This window comes from Roseovarius albus (assembly GCF_900172335.1).
GTDB classification, from domain to species: domain Bacteria; phylum Pseudomonadota; class Alphaproteobacteria; order Rhodobacterales; family Rhodobacteraceae; genus Roseovarius; species Roseovarius albus.
The window spans coordinates 471,030-495,574 of record NZ_FWFX01000002.1 but is presented as its reverse complement, the minus strand read 5'-3'; the positions used below and the strand labels follow the sequence as shown (position 1 = coordinate 495,574).

24 protein-coding genes are annotated in these 24,545 nt (G+C 55.5%); 14 read left to right on the top strand and 10 right to left on the bottom strand.

The genetic code is table 11. The annotated features are described in order from the left end of the window. Positions 1 to 42 precede the first annotated feature (42 nt). Both speB and pth read left to right on the top strand, forming a co-directional pair. Positions 43 to 987, top strand: coding sequence for an agmatinase (speB, locus tag ROA7450_RS05270; RefSeq protein ID WP_085804602.1), 945 nt, complete (start codon positions 43 to 45; stop codon positions 985 to 987). Positions 988 to 1,061: 74 nt separating this feature from the next. Further along, positions 1,062 to 1,754: an aminoacyl-tRNA hydrolase gene (pth, locus tag ROA7450_RS05265; RefSeq protein ID WP_085804601.1), complete on the top strand. Its 693-nt coding sequence runs from the start codon at positions 1,062 to 1,064 to the stop codon at positions 1,752 to 1,754. 299 nt (positions 1,755 to 2,053) lie between these two features. Here the strand turns inward: pth and ROA7450_RS21405 are convergent, their stop codons facing one another. Both ROA7450_RS21405 and ROA7450_RS05255 read right to left on the bottom strand, forming a co-directional pair. Further along, entirely contained in the window at positions 2,054 to 2,188 is a 135-nt protein-coding gene (locus tag ROA7450_RS21405) for a hypothetical protein (protein ID WP_268808447.1), read from the bottom strand. A gap of 64 nt (positions 2,189 to 2,252) precedes the next feature. Next, a complete protein-coding gene (locus tag ROA7450_RS05255) occupies positions 2,253 to 3,398 on the bottom strand; it encodes an MFS transporter (RefSeq protein WP_085804599.1) in 1,146 nt (381 codons plus the stop codon). 99 nt (positions 3,399 to 3,497) lie between these two features. On the opposite strand from ROA7450_RS05255, the gene ROA7450_RS05250 reads away from it, so the two are divergent. The 3 genes from ROA7450_RS05250 (at position 3,498) to ROA7450_RS05240 (ending at position 5,471) form a co-directional block, all read left to right on the top strand. Continuing rightward, entirely contained in the window at positions 3,498 to 4,001 is a 504-nt protein-coding gene (locus tag ROA7450_RS05250; protein ID WP_085804598.1) for an Lrp/AsnC family transcriptional regulator, read from the top strand. Positions 4,002 to 4,009: 8 nt separating this feature from the next. After that, positions 4,010 to 4,903: a serine hydrolase domain-containing protein gene (locus ROA7450_RS05245; RefSeq protein WP_085804597.1), complete on the top strand. Its 894-nt coding sequence runs from the start codon at positions 4,010 to 4,012 to the stop codon at positions 4,901 to 4,903. A 199-nt stretch (positions 4,904 to 5,102) separates the two neighbouring features. Next, on the top strand, positions 5,103 to 5,471 hold the full coding sequence (locus ROA7450_RS05240) for a hypothetical protein (protein WP_085804596.1): 369 nt from the start codon (positions 5,103 to 5,105) through the stop codon (positions 5,469 to 5,471). Between the two features lie 133 nt (positions 5,472 to 5,604). Here the strand turns inward: ROA7450_RS05240 and msrA are convergent, their stop codons facing one another. The 5 genes from msrA to ROA7450_RS05215 form a co-directional block, all read right to left on the bottom strand. Beyond that, entirely contained in the window at positions 5,605 to 6,114 is a 510-nt protein-coding gene (msrA, locus tag ROA7450_RS05235; RefSeq protein ID WP_085804664.1) for a peptide-methionine (S)-S-oxide reductase MsrA, read from the bottom strand. Continuing rightward, positions 6,114 to 6,557, bottom strand: a complete 444-nt coding sequence (gene msrB, locus ROA7450_RS05230) for a peptide-methionine (R)-S-oxide reductase MsrB (protein WP_085804595.1) — start codon at positions 6,555 to 6,557, stop codon at positions 6,114 to 6,116. The genes msrA and msrB overlap by 1 nt, the downstream gene beginning before the upstream one ends. Positions 6,558 to 6,671: 114 nt before the next feature. Then, a complete protein-coding gene (locus tag ROA7450_RS05225) occupies positions 6,672 to 7,997 on the bottom strand; it encodes an aspartate aminotransferase family protein (protein ID WP_085804594.1) in 1,326 nt (441 codons plus the stop codon). After that, positions 7,994 to 8,758, bottom strand: coding sequence for a beta-keto acid cleavage family enzyme (locus ROA7450_RS05220; protein WP_306372423.1), 765 nt, complete (start codon positions 8,756 to 8,758; stop codon positions 7,994 to 7,996). The genes ROA7450_RS05225 and ROA7450_RS05220 overlap by 4 nt, the downstream gene beginning before the upstream one ends. Further along, positions 8,755 to 11,148 (bottom strand): GcvT family protein, encoded by a 2,394-nt coding sequence (locus tag ROA7450_RS05215; RefSeq protein ID WP_085804592.1) that lies wholly within the window; start codon positions 11,146 to 11,148, stop codon positions 8,755 to 8,757. The genes ROA7450_RS05220 and ROA7450_RS05215 overlap by 4 nt, the downstream gene beginning before the upstream one ends. Before the next feature lie 125 nt (positions 11,149 to 11,273). Between ROA7450_RS05215 and ROA7450_RS05210 the strand changes: the two genes are divergently transcribed. The 6 genes from ROA7450_RS05210 to ROA7450_RS05185 all read left to right on the top strand — a co-directional run bounded on the left by ROA7450_RS05210 (position 11,274) and on the right by ROA7450_RS05185 (position 18,611). After that, entirely contained in the window at positions 11,274 to 12,161 is an 888-nt protein-coding gene (locus tag ROA7450_RS05210; RefSeq protein ID WP_085804591.1) for a MurR/RpiR family transcriptional regulator, read from the top strand. Positions 12,162 to 12,246: 85 nt separating this feature from the next. Continuing rightward, positions 12,247 to 13,221 carry a TAXI family TRAP transporter solute-binding subunit gene (locus tag ROA7450_RS05205; RefSeq protein ID WP_085804590.1) on the top strand — a complete coding sequence of 325 codons (975 nt, stop codon included), beginning with the start codon at positions 12,247 to 12,249 and terminating at the stop codon, positions 13,219 to 13,221. Positions 13,222 to 13,317: 96 nt separating this feature from the next. Then, on the top strand, positions 13,318 to 15,924 hold the full coding sequence (locus ROA7450_RS05200) for a TRAP transporter permease (protein ID WP_085804589.1): 2,607 nt from the start codon (positions 13,318 to 13,320) through the stop codon (positions 15,922 to 15,924). Continuing rightward, positions 15,921 to 16,358: a universal stress protein gene (locus ROA7450_RS05195; protein ID WP_085804588.1), complete on the top strand. Its 438-nt coding sequence runs from the start codon at positions 15,921 to 15,923 to the stop codon at positions 16,356 to 16,358. The genes ROA7450_RS05200 and ROA7450_RS05195 overlap by 4 nt, the downstream gene beginning before the upstream one ends. A gap of 121 nt (positions 16,359 to 16,479) precedes the next feature. Next, a complete protein-coding gene (locus tag ROA7450_RS05190) occupies positions 16,480 to 16,938 on the top strand; it encodes a thiol-disulfide oxidoreductase DCC family protein (RefSeq protein ID WP_085804587.1) in 459 nt (152 codons plus the stop codon). Continuing rightward, positions 16,935 to 18,611: a saccharopine dehydrogenase family protein gene (locus ROA7450_RS05185; protein ID WP_085804586.1), complete on the top strand. Its 1,677-nt coding sequence runs from the start codon at positions 16,935 to 16,937 to the stop codon at positions 18,609 to 18,611. The genes ROA7450_RS05190 and ROA7450_RS05185 overlap by 4 nt, the downstream gene beginning before the upstream one ends. Positions 18,612 to 18,905: 294 nt before the next feature. On the opposite strand, the gene ROA7450_RS05175 is transcribed toward ROA7450_RS05185, so the two are convergent. Beyond that, positions 18,906 to 20,291, bottom strand: a complete 1,386-nt coding sequence (locus ROA7450_RS05175) for an aminotransferase family protein (RefSeq protein ID WP_085804584.1) — start codon at positions 20,289 to 20,291, stop codon at positions 18,906 to 18,908. Positions 20,292 to 20,476: 185 nt separating this feature from the next. Beyond that, positions 20,477 to 20,920 (bottom strand): Lrp/AsnC family transcriptional regulator, encoded by a 444-nt coding sequence (locus ROA7450_RS05170; protein ID WP_085804663.1) that lies wholly within the window; start codon positions 20,918 to 20,920, stop codon positions 20,477 to 20,479. 83 nt (positions 20,921 to 21,003) lie between these two features. Between ROA7450_RS05170 and ROA7450_RS05165 the strand changes: the two genes are divergently transcribed. From ROA7450_RS05165 to ROA7450_RS05155, 3 genes are all read left to right on the top strand, one after another. Then, complete coding sequence (locus tag ROA7450_RS05165) at positions 21,004 to 21,603, top strand: LysE family translocator (protein WP_085804662.1); 600 nt, start codon at positions 21,004 to 21,006, stop codon at positions 21,601 to 21,603. 66 nt (positions 21,604 to 21,669) lie between these two features. Next, positions 21,670 to 22,287: a hypothetical protein gene (locus tag ROA7450_RS05160; RefSeq protein ID WP_085804583.1), complete on the top strand. Its 618-nt coding sequence runs from the start codon at positions 21,670 to 21,672 to the stop codon at positions 22,285 to 22,287. Positions 22,288 to 22,342: 55 nt separating this feature from the next. Next, positions 22,343 to 23,305 (top strand): acetyl-CoA carboxylase carboxyltransferase subunit alpha, encoded by a 963-nt coding sequence (locus tag ROA7450_RS05155; protein WP_085804582.1) that lies wholly within the window; start codon positions 22,343 to 22,345, stop codon positions 23,303 to 23,305. Positions 23,306 to 23,420: 115 nt separating this feature from the next. Here the strand turns inward: ROA7450_RS05155 and ROA7450_RS05150 are convergent, their stop codons facing one another. Further along, the gene (locus ROA7450_RS05150) at positions 23,421 to 24,527 is read right to left on the bottom strand and encodes a transporter substrate-binding domain-containing protein (protein ID WP_085804581.1); all 1,107 of its coding nucleotides are present in this window, start codon (positions 24,525 to 24,527) and stop codon (positions 23,421 to 23,423) included. Positions 24,528 to 24,545 lie beyond the last annotated feature (18 nt).

Below are 24,545 nucleotides of genomic sequence, written 5' to 3'. Positions count from 1 at the left end.
CGCCATGCACGGACCATCACATCGGACAGAGGGAGCACTTCCATGAAAAACCAACCACTTGGCGGCAATGAAATGCCGCGTTTCGGCGGTCCTGGCACCTTCATGCGCCTGCCCGCTGCAGAAACCGCCGAAGGGCTGGATGCAGCGTTCATTGGCATTCCGATGGACATTGGTGCAAGCCTACGCTCGGGCACGCGGTTCGGCCCGCGCCAGATCCGCGCTGAAAGCACCCTGATGCGCCCCTACAACATGTGGACCAAGGCCGCACCGTTTGACGGGCTGCAGGTGGCCGATATCGGCGACGTCCCGATCAACACCTTTGATCTCAAGGACAGCGTGCGACGGATCACCACATTCTATGACGATGTGCTGCAGCACGGCGCCATCCCGATGACAATGGGCGGTGATCATACACTGTCGCTGCCCGTACTGCGCTCGACCCACAAGAAACACGGCCCCGTGGCCCTGATACACGTTGATGCCCATGCCGATATCAACGACCACATGTTCGGCGAACAGATCGCTCATGGCACCCCATTCCGTCGTGCTTACGAGGAAGGGCTGATCGTCCCTGACAAGACCTATCAGATCGGTCTGCGTGGCACGGGCTATGAGGCGGATGATTTCGACACCGCCCGCAAATGGGGGTTTACCGTCGTGCATGCCGAAGAGCTTTGGTACAAATCCTGCGCCCCGCTGATGGACACGATCCGCGATGAGATCGGCGATATGCCAGTCTACCTGACTTTTGATATCGACAGCCTTGATCCCGCCTGTGCCCCCGGCACCGGCACCGTGGAAATGGGAGGGTTAATGACCAGTCAGGCACTGGAAATTGTGCGCGGCTGCAAGGGACTCAATCTGGTAGGCTGCGATCTGGTCGAGGTATCGCCGCCCTTTGATCCTTCGGGCAATACCGCCGTAATTGCGGGCAACCTTCTGTATGAAATGCTCTGCGTGCTGCCGGGCGTACCGTATCGCGACTAATCCCTTGGCCGCTTGCCGTTGATTCCAATCCGCAAGCGGCGTAGATCAGCGCCAGAAACAAAAGGGACAGTGCCATGTTTATGTTTGTCGGTCTGGGAAATCCGGGCGCGAAATACGCCGGAAACCGGCACAACATCGGGTTTATGGTACTGGACCAGATCGCGAGTGATCATGGTTTTGACCCATGGAAGAGCAAGTTCCAGGGCCAGATCAGCGAAGGGCGGCTTGGATCGGAAAAGGTTCTGTTACTCAAGCCCGAAACCTTCATGAACCGCAGTGGCCAGTCCGTGGGCGAAGCCATGCGGTTCTATAAACTTACCCCTGAAGACATCATTGTCTTTCATGATGAGCTGGACCTCGCCCCCGGCAAGCTGCGCGTCAAACGAGGCGGTGGTCACGCAGGTCATAACGGTCTACGCTCCATCCATCAACATGTCGGTGATGCCTACGCCCGCGTCCGACTGGGCATCGGCCACCCCGGCCGCAAGGAACTCGTCGCCAACTACGTTCTGCAAGACTTTGCCAAGGCTGATCAGAACTGGCTCGATGATCTGCTGCGCGGCATCGGCGACGGCGCACCCGAGTTGGCCTCAGGCCGCAATGACCGCTTCCTCAACGCCGTGGCACAGCGTCTAACCCCAGCGCGTTCTTCCAAAAACAAACCCGCTGAGGATGCAAAGCCCAAGGAAGCCGCAAAACCTGCGCAGGCCGAAGAACACTCAGACGAGCGCTCCACTCTGCAAAAGCTAGTCGACAAGTTCCGCTAAGCCCCCTGCGCGGCGCGAACCAATAAAAGTTTAATCCGACCCAGCTGGTCGGATGACCACGTTGTTGCCATTGAAATCTTCCATTCCATTTTCGGCTGACGTATCGCGCGCTAACACAGGCAGATTCCCCATCACCCACAACCTGAAACCAAACACCCTGACTGTCAGCCCGCACGGCGCAATCAACCGCTTTAATTGGCATCCCTTCGGGCAGACGCTCCCGCAGGCCAGAAGAATCCGCGACAAGCCCCCATTCCACCAGCCCCGAACAATCATACCGCAAGGTCCAGTTGATGTACTCATAAGGCGAGCGTCTCCGAAAGTGCAACTTTCTGACCAGCAACGCACTCGGGTAAAATCGGCATATGCAGCCCGAGTGTGACCTCATATTCGATATAGCGTTCAGGGCGCGGGTCTTCGGTGCCTGCCGACATGGCAAACGCCAGAGTAAACTATTGTAATATATTTCAGTTATTCGAGTTGCAATTCCCCAAGAGCTCAGACCTGCACGCGTCTCTGGCAGGTCTTCAACGCATAGCCCGCAGCCGGCACAATACAGAGCGCGGACAGATAAGCCGCTACACCAAAACCGTAGACCTCAAAAATCGTCTTGAAGCTCATCGTACCGACGAACATAGCCAAATAGGTCACCGCACTGTTCAACCCCATCACCGTCGCGCGTTGCTGTGGAGAAATTGCCGCCAATTGGCCAACCAACAAATTGAGCCCGAGGTGATTCACAGCGCCCCAGACAAAACACATAACAAAGAGCGCCATGGCAGAGGATGCGGACACCGCCAGTGCAACGTAAATCCCGATCATTGTGACGAACACCACCGGTGCAGCACGTGCGGCTCCAAAGTGATCTATCAACCTGTCTAAGGAGGAGGCCAACCCAAACCCGATACCATAGACCAATGCAGCCATTCCGGTCATGCTCGTCGACAACCCCAGCGTCTCACTCAGATGGGTCCCGAGGTAAGCATATAGCCCATAAAACGCGGCCATGAAGGCCATGACGGAGATCAGGAGTCCCATCAAACCCGGCAACCGCAGGACCGACAAAGGCGAAACCGCCTCTGGCCGTTCCCCGGTGCGGGGCAAGCCGTCAACGGCGCGCCACAACAACATACCTGTCCCAACGGCCATTATCGCCATCACAACAAACACCGCACGCCAATGTACCGCATCCGCCAAGAATGACGACGCGGTCACGCCCAGCACCAGGCTTAACGTCCAGCCGGTCAGAACTTTGCCCAGAGAGGCGCTTTCCTCACCTGGCTTGGAAATCACCGCCGTCAGCCCATAGGCGGCTGGCAGTGCTACACCAGCCGCAAGTCCAGCCAACGCCTGTCCCGCTACCAATGCCCACAGGGTTGGCGCCATCGCACTGATCATCATCGCTGCAGCCAAGACGCCCAGCGCGCAGCACACCGAGCGGGCCAAGCCAAACCGATCTGCCTTGGGCGCAAGCGTGAGTGCACTCAGTGCCGTGATCGCGCCATAGACTGCCGAGGCCAGCAAAACATCCGAAGGCTTATGTCCGGCAAAGGACAAGGCCACATCTCCCGCGATCGGGCTCAGAACCAGTGCGTTCGACCCGACAACTCCGACGGCCAGCATCAAATACCACAACGCAGACATGGTGTTTCCTCCACAAATTCGCTCAAAACCTATTGCATCCCCCGCATTTTCAAAACACCATATTGCCATTGAAGAAATATTCCGAATGGTGTTCAGAAGATGCCCAAAGATCCACATGGCCTCGACGCGATTGACCGAAAACTGTTAGGCCTGCTGTCGCAGGGCGCCGAACAAACCTATGCCGAGATCGGCAAACAGGTGGGCCTGTCCGCCCCTGCCGTGCACGAACGGGTCAAACGCTACAAGGCCACGGGCCGAATCAAATCCGTCAGTGCGCAGCTTGATCCGGCAATGACCGGCAAAAGCCTTCTGGCTTTCGTTCACGTCGATTCCACAGGCTGGGGCAAATCTCAGGCCATGCTGGACCTGTGCAATTTCCCCGAGGTCGAGGAAATGCACACCGTCGCTGGCGACGCCTGCATGGTTCTCAAGGTCCGCACCGAGAACACCCAAGCATTAGAAGCCCTGCTGGCCCGCATCTACGACATGCCCGAGGTTCAAACGACCAAAAGCTACGTAGCCTTGTCCACCGTGCTTGAACGTCCGGTTCAAGCGGGCATTACCGAAGAGCTTCGCGAAAAGACCTTTCAACCACGGGATTGAAACAACCGATGTCGGTTCAGACTATTCATTCACACTGGGTCAACGTCACCGGGCACGAGGGCAGTTCCGGCAGTGACACCGCCCTCTTCCCCTATTGGAGCTTCACCAAAACCGTCATAGCGATCTGCGCTTTGAAGCTGGTTGAACAGGGTGACCTGGACTTGGACGCACCCATTCTGGAGCACCCCTATACCCTGCGCCAATTGCTGCAGCACACCTCCGGGCTCGGCGATTATGGCAGTCTGCCGGAATACCATCAAGCCGTTGCAGCACAGGATACGCCATGGCCCTGTTTCAAAATCCTCGAGATGGTCACCGCCAAGGGCCCACTCTTCCCTCCCAACAAAGGCTGGGCCTACTCCAATGTCGGCTACATGCTGGCGCGAAAGGCACTGGAACAATCAACAGGTAAATCCCTCGGGGCCATCATCAGCGAGTTGATCTCTGCGCCGCTTGGCTTGCACAGCGTCATCCTCGCAGAAACCAGAGCACAATTTTCCACCCTGCACTGGCCTGCTGCCGCAAGTTATGATCCCCGCTGGGTCTACCACGGCTGCCTGATCGGCAACGCCCGCGATGCCACCCGCCTGCTGCACGCGTTGTTTCAAGGACACGTCCTGAAACCCGCCTCATTGGAAATGATGCTAGATCGCATCGACCTCGGCGGCCCGCTTCCCAACCGCCCATGGGTCACTGCAGGCTATGCGCTCGGGCTCATGAGCGGCGACACTGGCCCAACTGGCCGCGCAATCGGCCATTCCGGCGCTGGCCCGTTCTGTGTGAACGCCGTGTACCATTTCCCGGATCGTAAAACACCCATCACCGTGGCCTGTTTTACTGACGGCAGCCATGAGGCCCCGGCGGAATATGAAGCTGTTCGCATTGCATCTGGCGCGATTTAAACCTCATCATTTATGCTATTCTTGACCCAAGGGACCCCACTTCGAAGCGCATAGATAGTTCTTAAGCGTTCACGCCATACATCCAAGGATTTAAACCAGTAGCCGAAATCTCGCCCTGGAAATCATCCATTAGAAAAGTTAACCACGTCTAGAATCACACAACTTTGGAGTAAGTTATGAAATTTTACAGACGGCAGCTTTGGTTCTTTTAGTTGGCGGGCTTGCGGCCTGCTCATCAACTCCTAGCGCTAAAAAAGATGCCGCGATCATTGATGTCACGAATAATGCCCAGACCGTTACAGGGATTTATGATCCGAATACTTTCTCAAGTGATGATATGCGCGACATCGCCAAGCACATTTGCGGAACCGACACCATCGGCTCCCTCGCACAACAATCCGAAGAAGGGTTTACACGTTTTTCCGTGAATTGCGGGGCAGTTAGCCGCTATGGCAAGCATGTTGGTGCAACGTTCTACCGGCAAGGGCCAAACGCTGTGAAGGGTTATATCACCCACGCAGACAGTTCCGGAAACCTAGCTCAATCTCAGGTGAACCTAAACACATAAACAACAAGGCTGAATTCAAACGATATACTTCAAGCACCTGGTCACCTAAAATTGGTCATATGCTTGCGTATCCCGACATCCAGCGGCATCACTTGAAAATCGGGCCTCAGAAATTCTGAGGCCCGCTTGCAACTCATTCCGCCGCGTCGCGTTTCGGCAGCACCCAGCCGGGGCGGGCAAAGTGGCAGGTATAGCCGTTCGGCACCCGCTCCAGATAGTCCTGATGTTCAGGTTCTGCGTCCCAAAACTCGCCTACAGGCTCCACTTGCGTGACCACCTTGCCGGGCCACAGGCCGCTGGCGTTGACGTCAGCAATGGTATCAATTGCTGTGGCCTTCTGATCTTCATCAACGAAGTAGATCGCTGACCGGTACGACATCCCCAGGTCGTTGCCCTGCCGGTTTGGCGTGGTCGGGTCGTGGATCTGGAAAAAGAACTCCAGCAACTGACGATAGCTGATTTTGGCCGGGTCAAAGATGATCTCAATCCCTTCAGCATGGGTGCCGTGGTTGCGATAGGTCGCGTTGGGCACATCACCGCCGGTATATCCCACACGGGTGTTCAAAACCCCCGGCATTTTACGGATCAGATCCTGCATGCCCCAGAAGCATCCACCAGCCAATACTGCGCGTTCTTCAGCCATCATATCTCCTCCACCTGATCCAGATACTCACCATAGCCTTCGGCCTCCATCTCGTCGCGGTGCACAAACCGCAAGGATGCCGAGTTGATGCAATAACGTAGCCCACCATGCTCACGCGGTCCATCCGGGAAGACATGCCCCAGATGACTATCGCCATGAGCCGAGCGCACTTCCGTGCGGATCATGCCATGACTGGTATCACGTAGTTCGGCGACATGTTCATGCACCAGAGGCTTGGTAAAGCTGGGCCAACCGCAACCGGATTCATACTTATGAGCAGAGGCAAACAAAGGTTCGCCCGAGACAATATCAACATAGATCCCCGGCTCTTTGTTGGACAGGTGTTCACCCGTACCCGGACGTTCTGTACCGGATTCCTGCGTCACCCGGTATTGCTCGGGCGTCAGGGCCGCAACGGCTTCATCGGTTTTACGATATGTCATGCACATCCCCCAATCTGTTTGTGAGTTCAGATCATCAGATGGGGTGCAGTACGTCAATTGCAAAGCATATGACACCCGGCTGACAGAATGGTGATCAGCCGGGTAATCTATGTTTCACTCTGCCAGCACACGATCCAGCGTACGCGACAAGATCTCGACAACGCCGTCTAGCTCTGCCTCGCTCGCAATGAACGGCGGTGCCAACAGAACGTGATCTCCAACCTTGCCATCGCGTGTGCCCGGCATTGGGTAACAGATCAGCCCCTCTTCAAAAGCCACCTTCTTGAACCGTTTGGCCACCGCCTTGGCTGGATCAAACGGCGTCTTGGTGTCGCGATCTGCGACAAACTCCAACCCCTGAAACAGGCCCCGGCCCCGGATATCGCCCACATTGGGGTGCTGACCAAAACGCGACAGTAGTTGCTGATGCAGATACGCGCCGCGCGCCTGCACCTGCGCAATCAGATCATTATCCAGCATCTCGCTCACCACGGCCAGTCCAGCCGCTGCGGCAACCGGATGGCCAATATAGGTATGCCCGTGCTGAAAGAACCCGGTGCCCTCAGAGATCGTCTGGTAGATTTCACCTGAACACAGCATTGCACCAATCGGCTGATAGCCCGCGCCCAACCCCTTGGCGATGCACAGGATATCAGGGCGCACATTGTCGGCATTGCAGGCAAACAAATGCCCGGTCCGACCCATGCCGCACATGACCTCATCCAAAATCAGCAGCACGCCATACTTGCCACAAATCTCGCGGATGCGGGTGAAATACCCCTCAACCGGCGGCACCGCACCCAATGTCGCGCCCACAACCGGCTCGGCCATAAAGGCCATAACCGTATCCGGCCCCAAACGCAGGATTTCATCTTCCAAGGCCTGCGCTGCGCGCTGGCCGTAGTCATAGAGGCTCTCGCCCTCTTGCCGCTCGGCATATTCATAGCAGGGATCAACATGGCTCACGTCAATCAGCAGCGGTGAAAACTGTTGTCTGCGCCATTCATTGCCGCCGGCGGCCAAGGCCCCCAGCGTATTGCCGTGATAGCTCTGCCGCCGCGCGATCAGGTGTCGGCGCTGCGGTTCGCCCCGCTCGGTGAAATACTGCCGCGCCAGTTTGATCGCCGCCTCTGTCGCCTCAGACCCACCCGAAACAAAGTAAACCCGTTCAATCCCTTCAGGCGCATTCGCCACCAGCAGATCCGCCAGCTGTTCCGCCGGATCAGAGGTAAAGAACCCGGTATGTGCAAAGGCGAGTTGATCCACCTGATCCTTGATCGCCTGTTTGACGCGCTCATTAGAATGCCCAATACACGACACCGCCGCCCCGCCCGAGCCGTCAAAATACCGCTTGCCGCTCTGATCGATCAGAAAACAGCCGTCCCCGGCCACCGCCATAGGCGGCTGGGCGTGACAATGACGTGGAAATACATGGCTCATGCTGCAATCCTTTTTAAGCTATTGAGCAAAGAAGTAACCGACTGGGCGTTATCCTCAAACATCCCATTGCCGTTATCTTCCAAATTATTTTCAAACCCGACCCTCAGATTGCCGCCCCGGCGGGCCGCCTCAAGCAGGCATTCGTGTTCATTTTGACCAAAGGCGCAAACCATCCAAGGCGCATTCGCATCATGCCCATCCAAATGGGCGTTCAGGTCACTTGGTACCGCGGCCACCGGCGGCGTGTATTTGCCCAGCACAAAGATGACACTGGTCTGATGCGCCCGCACGATGCCTTCGGCCTGCCATTGACGCAACTGTTCGGCATCTTTCGGATCATACAGGATATGCTGCACCTCGGTGCCATTCTCCGCCATCGTGCCATAAACCGTATCCGCCAGTTCCGGCGACCGCATCACCTCGCGCACAGACACGCTGGCCCAGCTTGGTTTGACCTCGCGAAGGCAGTGCAACTGCTGCGCCACGTCAAATCGCCCACCGGATTCTGTGGTGATCTGCAAACGCATTTCCGGCACAGCTTGCTCCAGCGCCGCCAATGTCTCGCGGTACCGCCCTGCATCCAGTGAATGCAGGCCAGAATCATCACGCACGTGAAGATGCAGCCCATTAGCCCCTGCCGCAAAGCAGGTGCTTGCCGTTGATAAAATATCCTCCATGGTCACGGGCAAGGCGGGGTGATCCGCCTTGCCGCGCCGCGCTCCATTCGGGGCGACCATAACAAAAGGGTGTTTCATATTCATTGTTTCATCCTGCTTCCTTCGGGGTCAAACAGCGGGCCAATGGTGATGGTCGCATCAAACATCTGCCGCGCGATGTCCAATTGGACCCGTGCGCCATCAGCAACCTGTGTTTTCACATGGCCCAGCGCAACGGGTTTGCCGATCCGGTAGCCAAAAGCACAGGTGCTGGTCTGACCGATAATCTCACCATCCAGATAAATCGGCTCATGCCCCAAAGGCACAGCGATTTCATCATCCAGTGTCAGCGACACAACATTCGGCTGCGCCCCATTAGCCAACCGTTCCTGCAGCGCTTCATAACCGATAAACCCGCCTGACTTGCGCGTGGCAAACAGTAGCCCGGCCTCAACCGGCGTGTTGTCACCATCCAGCTCATGCCCCATCGCGCAAAAGCCCTTTTCAACCCGCATCGAGGTCTGGGCGAACAGCCCGGCTGGCTTCGCTCCCGCCGCCGTCAGCGCCGCATAGACAGCGCTGGCGTTCTCGGCCTTCATGGTGATCTCCCACCCGGCTTCACCCACATAAGACATCCGAACAGCCCGTACATGCTTGCCCGCGACATGCGCTGGCCCAACCTTGAAATATCCCAATTCGTTCAACTCGGGCGCGCCCACCTCGGCGATGATGCGGGCGCTTTCCAGCCCCATAAGCCCCAACACGGCGTACTCTTCTGTGCTGTCGGTCAGGGTCACATCAAACCCTTCCGAATGACGCCGGAACCACGCTAGATCTCGCTTGATCGCCCCAGTGCCGACAAACAGACGATAGTGATCCTCGGCAATCCGGTGTGCCGTGATGTCCGATTCAAACGTGCCGCGCTCATTCAGCACCGAGGTATAGATCGCGCTGCCCGGCTTGCGGCCCATATAGCCCGCGCAGGTCTTCAGCAGAAACGCCTCGGAATCCGGGCCGGCCACCTCGATCTTGCCAAAGGGCGATGCATCAAAGATCGCAGCACTTTCATTTGCTGCCTTCACCTCTGCGGCGACATTCTCAAACCAGTCCGGGCGCTCGAACGTCATCCGCGGCTCTGCGGCCTTGCCAAAATACAAAGGACGCTCCCAGCCATAGAACTGACCCATATGCGCGCCTGTCGCCTTGTATTCGTCTTCCAGCGGCAGGGCGCGCAGGTTCCGGGCGGTTGAGAGCTGTTTGCCCGGATAAGCAATGTCATAATGCGTGCCCAAAATCTCCGGCGCCCGCGACATCAGATGTTCAAGCGAGTTGTAGACCGGCGCAAACCGCTTGGCGTCCGCCTCTGTCAGGTCATAGGCGGTGTGCCCATGCACGATGCAATGCGCCAGGTTCATGCCCGCACCGCCACCCGAGGCCAGACCAACCGAGTTGAGACCACAGCCCAAGAACAACCCGCGCGTTTCGGCTGTCTCACCCAGCATGAAGGTGCCATCGGGGGTGAAGCTCTCGGGCCCGTTAAGCAGCATCTTCACCTCAGCCGTTTCCAGCGCAGGCAAGCGATGCAAAGCCAGTTCCATCATCGGCTCAAAGTGATCCCAGTCTTCCGGTAGCAGGCCAAATTCGAATGTCTCATCCAACACACCCGGCGCAATCGGCTTGCCCATCGGTTCAAAGCAACCAACCAGTAACCCACCACTGTCATCGCGAATGTACAAGTGGCTGTCATGGTCGCTCAGCGTTGGCGTATTGCCAACGATGCCGTCAATCGGCTTGGTCAGCAGATAGAAATGCTCACAGGCCAACGCCGGCACTGCGGCCCCCGCCATCGCTCCGGCTTCACGTGACCACAGGCCAGTGCACAGTGCGATGGCGTCGCACATCACCGTGCCTTGCGTGGTCTCCACCCCAGTGATCCGGCCATTTTCAGTCAAAATTCCGGTGACACCGGTGTTTTCAAAAATCTTCGCGCCCATGCCCTTGGCCGATTTGACCAATGCAGCACAGACATCGCTGGGCGACACGCGCCCATCATCCGGTGACCAGACAGCGCCCAGAACGTCATCAGCATTCATCAGCGGCCAACGCTCCTTGGCCTCGCCTGCAGACACCGAATAGGCCTCGATCCCATAGGCATGCGCCAGCGCCTCTTGCCGCTTCACATGCGTCAAGCGATCCGGCGTTGTCGCAATCGACAAAGATCCTTTCTGGATCCAGCCAACCGATTGCCCGGTCTCGGCCTCAAGCTGTGAATACAGATCGACCGAATACTGAATCATCTTGGTCAGATTGTGCGAATGACGCAGCGCCCGCACCTGTGCCGCTGAATGCCACGTCGTTCCCGACGTCAGCTTGTTACGCTCCAGCAAAATCGCATCATTCACGCCCATCTTGGCAAGGTGATACAGGGTCGAACACCCCATAATGCCTCCCCCGATCACCACGACCGAGGCCTGCGAAGGCAAAACAGTTCCCATTGGGTTTCTCCAAACACCTGACGTTACGGCACTTTCCGCAATCGATTCGAAAAATTACACTGCAACTGGGTTTTTGTAAAAAATAACATGTGTTATTATTTCAAGAGTTAACCTAGGGGAAGCTGATGGACCCAACACTCAAATCGAAAACCCTACTACAACTAAAGATTGAATTTTCAACCTTTCCTCCACGCATGCAGCGGGTCGCGAAATACATTCTGGATAATCAGTCCGACTTCGGTCTCGACCCGGTACGCGTCACCGCTTCCAAGGCAGGCGTCAGCACCTATACTTTGGTCAGGGCCGCAAAAACCCTTGGTTTTAATGGCTTTGACGATCTACGCGCGCCATTCCGGCATGCGTTGGTGGCCACAACGGCCTATGAAGAACGCCCCGAATGGATTGAAACACAACAATCCGAGGGCACGTTAGGTCCGGTTCAAGCAGATAGCACGCTGAATACATTGTCGATTGTGCAGCATTCCTTGCAACGCCTTGATCCCGTTGAGGTTGAACGCGCTGTTGAGACCCTTTTGAACGCGCGGAACGTCTATATTACTGCAGTTCGTGCCAGTTATAGCCTTGCTTACTATTTTCATTACGTCGGTCGAATGGCTTTGCCGTCCTTGCAACTGATTCCCCGCCACATGAATAGCGCCCTCGATGAGCTAACTCTCGCCAGTTCGTCAGATGTGATGATCGCGATTACAATTTCCCCCTATTCAAGGGAGACGATTGAGGCCTGCAAGTTTGCCCAATCCCGAGGTGTTAAGCTGATCTTTTTGACTGATTCAGACCTGATTTCACCCGATCTGATTCCAGAACATGTCTTTGCCGCATCCACCGTCAGCACCCATCATTTTGCTTGTTTCACTGGACTCATGGGCATCGCCGAAAGCCTTCTGGCGGCACTTGTTTCAATGGGCGGAACCGAGGCCCGCAAGCGAATCAAGGATTACGAAGACCTGCGCGCTGCCAACTCTGCCTACTGGGTTCGGCAAAAAAAACGTTAGTTTTTCGTGACATTGTGATCATGATGAGGAAACTTCAATTATTCGTGACGTTTAAGCGTCCGTAGAATTTTTAGGGAGATAACTCATGAAACACACGAATCTGACCCTCGCTGCGGCAGCAGCGCTCTCGATGGGTCTGGGAAGTGCAACAAGCGCAACCGGCGAAGAATTTATCACGATTGGCACTGGCGGCGTAACCGGCGTGTATTATCCAACCGGTGGTGCAATCTGCCGTCTGGTAAACAAAGGGCGTAAAGAACACGGCATCCGCTGCTCGGTCGAATCCACAGGTGGTTCAGTTTACAACATCAAAACCATTCGCGAAGGCGAGTTAGAATTTGGTGTCGCCCAGTCGGATTGGCAATTTCATGCCTTTAACGGCAGCTCCAAGTTCGAAGAAGACGGTCCCTTTGAAGGCCTACGCGCCGTGTTCTCAGTCCACCCAGAACCATTCACCGTTGTAGCCCGTGCAGACGCAGGTATATCCACCTTTGATGATCTCAAAGGCAAGCGCGTCAACATTGGCAACCCGGGTTCTGGCCAGCGTGGCACAATGGAAGTCCTACTGGAAGCAAAAGGCTGGACGACAGATGATTTCGAATTGGCAACAGAGCTTAAAGCATCTGAGCAATCAGCGGCCCTGTGTGACAATCAGATCGACGCAATGGTCTACACAGTCGGCCACCCGTCCGGTTCCATTCAGGAAGCGACCACCGCCTGTGACAGTGTTCTCGTGACAGTCGACGGCGACGCAGTAACCCAATTGGTAGACGACAACCCGTTCTATCGTACGGCCTCCATTCCAGGTGGCATGTACCGTGGCAGCGATGACGACACTTCAACATTTGGTGTTGGTGCGACATTTGTAACCTCGGATGCCGTTAGCGAAGAGGCGGTTTACGCTGTCGTAAGCTCAGTCTTTGAAAACTTTGAAGACTTCAAAAAACTGCACCCTGCATTCGCAAACCTTGATCCGGCAGAAATGGCCACGGCTGGCCTGTCGGCTCCGCTGCACCCAGGTGCTGCCAAATATTACAAAGAACAAGGCTGGATTGAATGATCTTCGCTTTTGATGAGGGGGCAGTTTTCTGCCCCCTCATTCCATTTTTTATAACCGCACAAAAACAAAAACCGCGGTAGAACAGGGAAAAGTCACATGACCGACAATCCGCAGGGTAGTAAGGCCCTCAGTGAAGAAGAACTTCAGGATCTGGTATCATCGTCTGACGCTGGCGCTCGTAACCCAGTGGGGCCCGTTGGCACGATGCTGGCCATCATTGCCGTCGTCTGGTCGCTGTTTCAGGTGCTGCTTGCTTCGCCAATCGCAAATTATGTGCTGCCGGGCGATGTCATCAACAATTCACGTCAAATTCATTTGGGTTTTGCAATTTTTCTGGCCTTCATGGCCTATCCCGCGCTGAAATCCAGCCCCCGACACTATATCCCGATTCAAGACTGGATCATGGGATTATTGGGGACTGTGATCGCGCTTTACGGATATATTTTCTATCAAAAAATCGTCAACAATGGTGGATTGGCCGATGACTTTGATAAATGGGTCGCCCTCGTCGGATTGGTCCTGTTGTTCGAAGGCGCACGCCGCGCACTAGGGCCCGCAATGGCGATCATTGCGACAATATTTTTGCTCTATGTTTTCTTCGGCTCTTCAGAATGGGTCCCAGAAGTTATCCGCTGGAAAGGCGCCTCGTTGAAAAAAGCAATGAGCCACATGTGGATCACCTCCGAAGGGGTCTTCGGGATTGCTTTGGGTGTCTCCACTAAGTTCGTCTTCCTGTTCGTCTTGTTCGGTGCCTTGCTCGAAAAGGCGGGTGCGGGGAACTATTTCATCAAGATGGCATTTGGTGCCCTCGGCCATCTGCGTGGCGGCCCGGCGAAGGCCGCGGTCGTCGGCTCAGCAGCAACAGGTCTGATTTCCGGATCATCAATTGCCAACGTTGTAACCACCGGAACGTTCACAATTCCGTTGATGCGTCGCGTCGGGTTTTCCAATGAAAAGGCGGGCGCTGTTGAAGTCGCAAGTTCCGTAAACGGGCAAATCATGCCACCAGTTATGGGTGCCGCGGCTTTCCTGATGGTGGAATATGTCGGCATTTCTTATGTCGAGGTAATCACTCACGCCTTTCTACCTGCCGCAATCTCCTACATCGCACTGGTCTATATCGTGCACTTGGAAGCGGTGAAAAACAACATGCCAACCCTGGGTGACCGGGTGGTATCAATGGGCAAAACCATTGGCGGCATGGCAGCATTTTTCGTTGGTTTTGCCGCGCTCTGCTATGGCGTTCAATACCCTGTACGCTGGATCACATCGGCACTGCCGTCGTCCGGGCTGGTCCTGTCTGGCCTGATCGTGCTGACATATATCCTGCTGTTGTGGCTGGCTGCCCAAGGTCCAGATCTGGAGCCTGATGATCCGAACGCAGAAGAGGTCAAACTGCCGGTCGTTGCCGAGATCTACAAATCCGGCCTTTACTTCCTGTTGCCGATCATCGTTCTGGTTTACTTCTTGATGATCGAACAAAAATCACCCGGCCTTTCGGCCTTCTGGGCGACACTGTTGTTGTTCGTCATTCTCCTGACGCAAAAGCCGCTGAAGTCGATCTTCCGGGGCGAGTCGGAAATGGCAGCATCATTCCAATCCGGCGTCCTTGATCTGTGGCAAGGCCTGCAGGACGGTGCCCGCAACATGATTGGCATTGCGCTGGCAACGGCCACTGCCGGTGTAATCGTAGGAACTGTAACCTTGACAGGTGTTGGCCAGGTGATGGCGGACTTGGTTGAGTTCCTGTCAGGCGGCAATCTGATCATGATGCTGGTGATGGTGGGTATTCTGAGCTTGATCTTGGGCATGGGTCTACCCACCACAGCGAACTATATCGTTGTGTCCTCGCTGATGGCCGGCGTTGTGGTCGAACTGGGCGCGCAAAGCGGATTGATCGTCCCATTGATCGCCGTGCACCTGTTTGTGTTTTATTTCGGAATCATGGCCGACGTAACACCGCCTGTGGGGCTTGCCAGTTTTGCCGCTGCAGCTGTGTCCGGCGGTGATGCGATCAAAACCGGTTTCACCGCGTTCTTCTACAGCCTGCGAACTGTGGCACTGCCGTTTGTCTTCATCTTCAACACAGATCTATTGTTGATTGATGTCGGATGGACGCAAGGAATAATCGTGGCAATATCCGCGACGATTGCCATCTTGGTCTTCACAGCTGGTACTATGGGATACTTCCTGACCCGCAATCGCATCTATGAAAGCCTGGCATTGATACTGGTGGCCTTCGCCCTGTTCCGCCCGGATTTCTTCATGGACAAGTTGCAACCTCCATTCTCGGTCATCGAACCAAGCAAACTGGAGCAGGCATTGGAGACAGCCAGCCCAGGTGACGAGTTGCGGGTCATCGTTTCGGGACCAGACTTTGACACGGGCGAACCCAAAGACACAACTTTGGTTTTGCTGGTCGATGGTGAAGGTACTGGCGCCGAGCGTCTCGACAGCTTCGGCCTGCTGCTTCTGGAAGAAGATGGCGTGGTTAAAATGGATGAACCCGCCTTTGGATCGCCCTTCGCAGATACGCTTCAAAACTACGATTTCTACGCAGATACACCTGTAACCATGTCTTCGGTTCAGGCACCATCTGACCAACTGCCCAAAGAAATCATTTTCATCCCTGCGCTTGCCCTTTTGGGATTGATTGTGCTGCTGCAACGTGGCCGCGCCAGCAAAGAAGGAGTACCCGCATGAGTATCAAAACCATACTGTGCGCAATCGATGTCAGCAGCAATGATCGTGATGCCAAAGTTCTAAAACAGGCCGCACGAATGGCCGAGGTCGAAGGCGCAAAACTGGACGTCATAACGGTGCTTCCGGATTTTGGAATGAGCCTTGTGGGTTCATTCTTCGATAGCGAATTCCACGAAAAAGCTGTCGAACACGCGCACGATGCCCTGCAGGATGCAGTCAGCGAAGCTTTAGGTGCTGACACAAACGAAAACATTCGGCACATCGTGGCGACCGGCAATACTTACGAAGAAATTCTAAAGCTGGCAGAAGCAAGCGAAGCGGACCTGATTGTCGTAGGCGCACATAAACCCGACCTCGCCGAAAAGGTACTGGGCCCCAACTCAGCGCGCGTCGCACGCTACGCCAAAGTCTCGGTCATGATCGTCCGCGACTAACTTCGCACCCGTATCAAATGCAACGCCTATCCCGGCAACGGGGTGGGCGTTTTTCTTTGGCCTACAGACAGCGACACTTTGTAACCTATGCGCCGCTTATTGGCAGCCCTACAACTTAGACATGCTGCGCCTTCATGCACCATTTTCCTACAAATCAGATCCGAAGGTCCCCACCTTTGAGGCTGGCGAAATCTTTACTGTGATGGATGCCCAGTGCGCGCTTTGTGCCCGCGGCGCCCGCTGGATCGCCCAAAACGACACGCAGCATGAATTTCGCATCCTGCCAATTCAATCCCCCGCCGGCCGTGCCCTTCTGCATCACTACGGATTGGACCCCGACGACCCGACCACATGGCTCTATGTCGAATACGGGATCGCCTATACCTCTCTTGACGCCCTCGCCCGCGTCGGCACCCGGCTGGGTGGGATCTGGCGGATGCTGCACCTCTTCCATCTCCTGCCCGAAGCCTTTCAAAATCCACTCTACCGCGCCGTCGCCCGCAACCGCTATCGCTTGTTTGGCCGTGCAGATCTGTGCACCCTGCCCGACCCCGAAGTCCGTAAAAGGTTAATCCCATGAAGATCCTCGTCCTTGGCGGTTATGGCGTATTCGGCGGTCGCTTGGCTGAACTTTTGTCCGACCTCCCGCAACTGGAATTGTTGATCTGCGGCCGCAATTTAGACCGCGCTACAGCCTTCTGTAACGCCTACCTCGGAAAGCCGCAGGTGCACCCTCTCTCTCTGGATCGGGCGCAGATCCACAACTGCCTGACAACAGAACAGCCGGATCTGGTGGTCGACGCCTCCGGTCCATTTCAAAACTACGGAGATGATCCCTATCGGGTGGTCAAAGCCTGCATCAACGCGGGCACCTCATACCTCGACTTCGCCGATGCCGCCGATTTTGTCTTTGGCATCACCCAATTTGACCAAAACGCCAAAGATGCAGGCGTATTTATCCTCTCAGGCGTCAGCAGCTTTCCGGTCCTGACCGCCACCGTTCTGCGTGAGATGTCCAAAACCATGGACATCACCTCGGTCGAAGGCGGAATCGCCCCGTCGCCCTACGCTGGTGTCGGCCTCAATGTGATGCGCGCCGTTGTCGGCTACGCTGGTGCCCCGGTAAGGCTCACCCGCGACAGCAAACAAACAACCGCCCGCGGATTGGCCGAAAGTCGGCGGCACACCATTGCAGTGCCCGGACGGTTGCCACTCAAAAACATCCACTTTTCTCTGGTAGATGTGCCTGACCTGCAGGTCATCCCGCCCGAACATGAAACCTTGCAAGACATCTGGATGGGGGCCGGGCCTGTGCCTGAAATCCTGCATCGGATTCTGAATCTGCTGGCCAAGGCACGTGCTGCTTTGCACCTGCCAGCACTGACGCCACTGTCAGGCCTGTTTTACAAAGTGCTGAACCTGATGAAATTCGGCGAACACCGAGGCGGCATGTATGTGCGGGCCACGGGCAAGCGCGATGATCAAGACATTACACAGACATGGCACCTTTTGGCCGAAGGCAATGATGGCCCCTACATCCCCTCCATGGCGATCGAGGCGCTTATTCGCAAGCTCTTGCTCGGGATCGCTCCCGCGCCCGGTGCCCGCCCGGCCACCAGGGCGTTGGAGCTTTCTGACTATGATCTGCTTTTTGAAGATCGTTCCATCTTCACCGGCTTTCGTTCCCCCTTGCCCGCAGATGCCCCGCTCTATCAGCACATTCTGGGCCCCGCTTTCCATAACTTGCCCACCCCGGTTCGGACCCTGCACAACAGTACGGCCAAACGCACTTGGAACGGACAGGCCGAAGTTCAGCGCGGCAAAGGCATGCTCGCCAATGCCATCGCCCGACTCATCGGATTTCCCAACACCGGAAAAGACATTCCCGCCTGTGTGACGCTGACACCACAGGGCAACCAGGAACTCTGGCACCGCGATTTTGGCGGCAAACCATTTTCATCCCAACAATGGGCCGGAACCGGGCGAAATCAGCACCTTCTAATTGAACGCTTTGGTCCAATCCGCGTGGCCCTCGCCTTGGTGATCGAAGACGACAAGATGTACCTCATCCCGCGCCACTGGTTCTGCTTTGGCCTACCCCTGCCCCGCGCCTTGTTGCCCAAAGGCCAGACTTTTGAGACCACCCGCGACAATCAATTTTGCTTCAACGTCTCCATAGAGGCTCCGATTGTCGGCCTGATCGTTTCCTACAAGGGGACCTTACAACCCACAGCCCCCATTCGCGCCGCGTAACAACCACCTCAAAATTCGCCTGTTTCATCTGACCACAAATATCTCCGCCGGAGGCAATCCCCGAGGCGGAGGTCAAAGGCCGGCACCGAGACATCAAGCGCGCCGCAGGCGCAAAATTTGGTTATCCATGTTTGAACCATGCGACGTTTGAACCATGCGACCGATTCAAAGCCCCGGAAACCACCCCAACGGATTTGTGTAAATAACAGGGAGTCAAAACGTACAGGCTGTACACAAATCACAAAAGGAAAAGGCCGCTAACGCGGCCTTTTCCTAAAGCACTTGGCGAGTGGCTTAGCCGAACACTTTGGTCAGTGCGTTGTCTGTCGCAGTGACGATCTCGTCGATGTCGTCTTTGGTTGCGATCAGCGCAGGGCTATAGGCCAGCATGTTGTTGAAACCCGGAATCGCGCGATTTGATGCACCGATGATAACGCCGTTTGCTGCACAATCGCCGGACACGGCCTGTACCAGCTTCTCGTCGACAGGCTCTTTCGTTGCCCGATCCGAAACCAGTTCCACACCCAAGAACAAGCCCTTGCCGCGCACGTCACCGATAACTTTATGCTTATCTTGCAAGGCTTTCAGCTGGTCGAGCATATAATCGCCCATCTGCACGGTGTTTTCCAACAGGCCTTCTTCTTGGATGATCGCCATATTTTCGATCGCCGCCGCAGGACCCGCGGTGCAGCCACCAAAGGTTGAGATGTCACGGAAATAGTTCATCGGGTCAGTCGCGTCATCTTTGAACATGTCAAAGACTTTTTCGTTGGTGACACAGCAGGCAATTGCTGCATAGCCCGAGGCCACACCTTTGGCCATGGTCACAAAGTCAGGCTCGATGCCATAGTGCTGATAGCCAAACCACGTGCCGGTCCGACCGACGCCACAAACAACTTCATCGATGTGCAGCAAGATGTCGTATTTCTTGCAGATTTCCTGAACACGTGGCCAGTAACCTTCTGGCGGCACGATCACGCCACCACCCGCAGTCACGGGCTCAAGGCACAGAGCGCCAACGGTGTCCGGACCTTCGGCCAGAATGACCTCTTCGATCGCATTCGCAGCTGCGATACCGTATTCTTCGCCCGACAGATCCCACTGCGCACGGTACTCAAGGCAGTGTGGCACGCGGATGAAGCCAGGGGTGAATGGGCCGTACTGTGCCCCACGCTCGTCCTGACCACCGGCGGACAGGGTCGAAATGGTGGTGCCGTGGTAGTCGCGGTCACGGTACAGGATCTTGTACTTCTTGCCGCCATAACGCTTGTGCGCGATTTGACGAACCATTTTGAAGGCTTTCTCGTTCGCTTCCGAGCCTGAGTTTGTGTAGTAGACACGGCTCATGCCAGGCATCTTGTCGATCAGCTGCTCAGCAAAGATCGCGCCAGGAATGCTACCCGCTGTGTTGGCGAAATATGGCAGTTTGACCAACTGGTCGCGTACGGCATTGGCGATACGCTCGCGACCGTAGCCAACGTTAACAGTCCAGACACCTCCAGAGACGGCATCAATGTGCTCTTTGCCCTTTTGGTCCCAAACACGCATGCCGCGGCCTTCCACGATGATTCGGGGTTCGCCGGTTTCAAAAGGCTTGTGCTGGATCAGGTGGTGCCAAACGTGGGCACGGTCAGCATCCACAACCTTGCTGATATCATTGTCAAAAATCTTGCCGTCCATAGCAGTGCTCCATCAGATGATGCCCGGTGTCTTCAGCCATGTGAGTAAACGCGGGAAAAAGTGTCTCTCATTCCTACCATATCAGCCTGAGATATGCAGAATCTGATAGGGCCAACTCCCTCCGGGATATAAGACCAGTCAGCGAAACAACCAAAGCATTTGCGCCAGAAGGTTCGTGATTTCCGTCACGCTCGCTCGTCTTTTGGTGATCCCATAACCACATAGGACGTGATAGAGCTAACCTGTGGTAAGGTGCCAATCACATCGGTGTGAAAGGATTTGTACGCCGCCAAGTCAGACACCTCGATACGCAAAAGATATTCTACGGCCCCGGTGGTGTTATGGCATTCGACCACCTCCGGCGCGATGGCCATGGCGCGCTCAAATGCTTCCTGACTGGCCTTGGTGTGCGAGCTGAGGCCCACCGTGGCGTAGGCCACAAAACCCACCCCTAGCTTCGATTTGTCTAGAATGGCGCGATATCCGGTGATTACCCCGCGCCGCTCGAGGTCCTGCACACGGCGCAGACACGCCGAGGGAGAAAGATTGATTCTATCCGCCAGATCCAGATTGCTAATGCGCCCGTTCTTCGAAATTTCACGCAATATATGTTGGTCAATCTGATCCATGAGCAAATTATATTGCACTACAAGTGTAATCTCAACAAGCATACGCAATTCAAATGCATCACTTACGGCATAAGATTGCGGCCATGACAGTTGAACTCTACTCCGCCCTCTTCACCTTCGCTTTGGTCACGGTCATCACGCCAGGGCCAAACAACCTGATGCTTATGGCTTCTGGGGCCAACTTTGGCTTCCGGCGCACGGTGCCGCATATGCTGGGCATTGGCCTTGGCATGCCGGTGATGGTGGTGATGGTCGGCATCGGGATCATGCAGATCTTTGATCGCTGGCCCATGAGCTACACCATTTTGAAAGTCGCCAGCGTCGCATATCTGCTGTACCTAGCCTGGAGGATTGCAAACTCGGCAGCGCCCAAAAATGCCGAGGCTGGGGGTAAACCGCTGACTTTTCTGCAATCAGCGGCTTTTCAGTGGGTTAATCCTAAAGCTTGGACCATGGCCTTGTCTGCGATCACTCTATACGCCACGAGCCGCGATCTGACAGCTGTGCTTTGGGTCGCGGGCACCTATGTGATGGTCTCTTGTGTCAGCACCACCAGTTGGACTGTTCTGGGACAGCAGATGCGACGGATTTTGAAAAACCAAACGCGTTTGAAAACCTTCAACATCACCATGGCGCTCTTGCTGGTAGCGACCTTGATACCAGTTCTGTGGCCCAATACGTAAAAATCCCTGTTTTCATTGCCGAAGGTCAACGGTAAGCCATCCCTTGTCTTAAATGGGAGCCACCTCATGACCTTGACCTTCGTTCACACCGCAGAAGTACATCGCGTGACCTTTGATGCGCTGCGCGATCAGATCGCACCGGGCACAGACATCACGCACATTGTCCGGCCTGAGTGGCTCGCACGGGCGCAAACCGGCGTTGATCCCGCACTTGAGCAAGAAATCAAAGACGAAATCGGCCAGATGACAGGCCCAGTGGTCTGCACCTGCACAACAATCGGCGCTGTCGCAGAAGAAGCAGGTGCCATCCGTGTAGATTGGCCGATGATGCAGAAGGCGGCAAAGACAGGCGGGCCGATCATGTTTGCCTACTGCCTAGACAGCACCTATCAGCCTAGCCTCTCCTTGCTGGATCGCGCTTTGGAAGAGGCAGGTATGCCGACCAAGGTCCACGCGATGCCGCTTGGGCAGTATTGGCCCTTGTTTGAGGCGGGGCAGAATGAGGCGTTTGCCGCTGTCCTTGCCAGCGAAATTCGCGGAATGGTCGAACACAAGCGTGACATCGCTTGTGTGATCTTGGCGCAAGCTTCAATGGCGGGTGCTGCAGCCTTGCTGTCTGACCTGCCAATTCCGGTCTTCAGTTCACCAGAGTTCGCATTTCGTGCAGGATTCGCCGCGATGTGATTGCAAATTGCCTGCGATAACGCCATATATCGCAACGACAATTGTGGAGCACGGAATGACCAATTATCTCGACTTCGAAAAGCCTCTGGCCGAAATCGAAGGCAAAGCCGAAGAGCTGCGGGCTATGGCCCGCGCCAACGAAGAGATGAATGTCGATGATGAGGCTGGCGCGCTGGATAAAAAAGCCGCCGATATGCTGCGCGACCTATACAAAAGCCTGACGCCATGGCGCAAATGCCAGGTTGCACGCCATCCTGAGCGCCCGCACTGCAAAGATTACATCGAAGCGCTGTTCTCCGAATACACACCGCTGGCGGGCGATCGAAACTTTGCCGATGATCTGGCCATCATGGGTGGCTTGGCGCGCTTCAATGACACCCCCGTCGTGGTGATCGGCCATGAAAAGGGCAATGATACGCAATCGCGCATTGAGCGTAATTTCGGCATGGCGCGCCCCGAAGGGTATCGCAAGGCGATCCGCCTGATGGAAATGGCTGGACGGTTTGGCCTGCCGGTTATCACCTTGGTTGACACTCCAGGGGCTTATCCGGGTAAAGGTGCCGAAGAGCGTGGTCAATCGGAGGCAATTGCGCGCTCAACCGAGAAATGTCTGCAAATCGGAGTGCCCTTGGTCAGCGTTATCATCGGCGAAGGCGGTTCTGGCGGTGCTGTGGCCTTTGCTTCGGCCAACCGATTGGCGATGTTGGAACATTCGGTATATTCCGTCATCTCGCCCGAAGGCTGTGCCTCGATCCTCTGGAAAGACGCCGAAAAGATGCGCGAAGCAGCCGAGGCGCTTCGCCTGACCGCGCAAGACCTAACCAAACTCGGAATCGCAGATCAGATCATAGACGAGCCCATGGGCGGCGCACATCGCGATTCCAATGCGACAATCCAAGCTGTTAGGCAAGCAATCGATAGCATGTTGGAAGAGCTTTCGGGCAAAACTCCCGATGAATTGATACAGGATCGCCGTCAGAAGTTTCTGGATATGGGGTCTAAAGGACTGGCCGCCTGATCAATACTTCTGGTGGCTTCCGGAAAAACAATCTGAATCACATCCGTATTCAACACACATTGAAAAGGGCCGCTCCATAGGACCGGCCCTCAATCTTTCTTCAGACCAATACCGCTTAGTTGGTTTCGGCGTTGTTCTTCTGGTTTTGCTCGTTCAGCGAGTCAGAGATAATCGCATACCATTCGCCCGATTCACGCATTTCGTTCAGACCGCGGTTGAACATCGCCATGTACTGACGTCCATACGGGTTGGACTTGTGGGTGATAAAACGCAGTGACGACATAGTTGTCACATTCGGGTTCTCAACAAGGTCTTGTCCTGTCAGGCCCATGCCGCTCATTTCAGCCGCGATGGATTCAAGTTCGAAGGACGCCATGTCAGCAACACCGGTCAGAACGGCATCAAGGCATTCTTTTGCAGTGGTAGGGCGAAGCAATGTGATTGTAGGTTCACCAAGGCCTTGTTCTTCGAGGTCGGACGTGAACCAACCCTTCATACGGCAGATGGTTGCACCTTTCAGGTCGTCATAGGTACGTGCTGAAGCATACTGGCTGTCTGGCAGCGAAACAAAACCAACAACCGTGTCGTACACACTGACAGTTGCGTTGAACTGGGTGCAGCGGTAAGTTGTTTCTTCAGACCACTCATATGTGGTGTTTGAGCAATCTGGAATGTTCCACGCGAGTGACACGTCGAAAGCACCCAGTGGCAGCAGAGTCTGCAGGTGCGCGGTCCAGTCGTTCACAAAACTCACCGAATATTCACGCTGGTTACCAGCACGGTTCAGCGCGGTCGAGGCGATACGAGGGAAGATGCCACCACCGTTGAGGCTATCATCGGCAAATGGAGTCCAATTGCTGCCCGTGACCATTTTGATTGGTGGTGCATAGACGTTGGAAACGCGGTTTGCCGCAGCACGCTCTTCTTGCTGGGCGATCAGTTCCTGAGCTGACTGGCCGTTTGGCAGGCTACCGTCTTCACAAGGCAGAGCCAGAACCAGACCTGGGGCCAGTTGACCGGGGTTATCGATTGCGTTCCGGTTGGCGTTAAAGATTGGCTGATAGTTGGATGTGCCATAAGCCGTGATCGAGATGGTCGCGAGTGTGTCGCCATCTTGAACGGTATAGTTGGTACATGCTTCTTGTGCGCTGGCGCTTCCGGCCATCACAGCCGCACCGGCAAAAGCCGTCAGTGAGATGTTTTTCAGGTTAAAGTCAAACATTTTTGTCCTCCAGATATT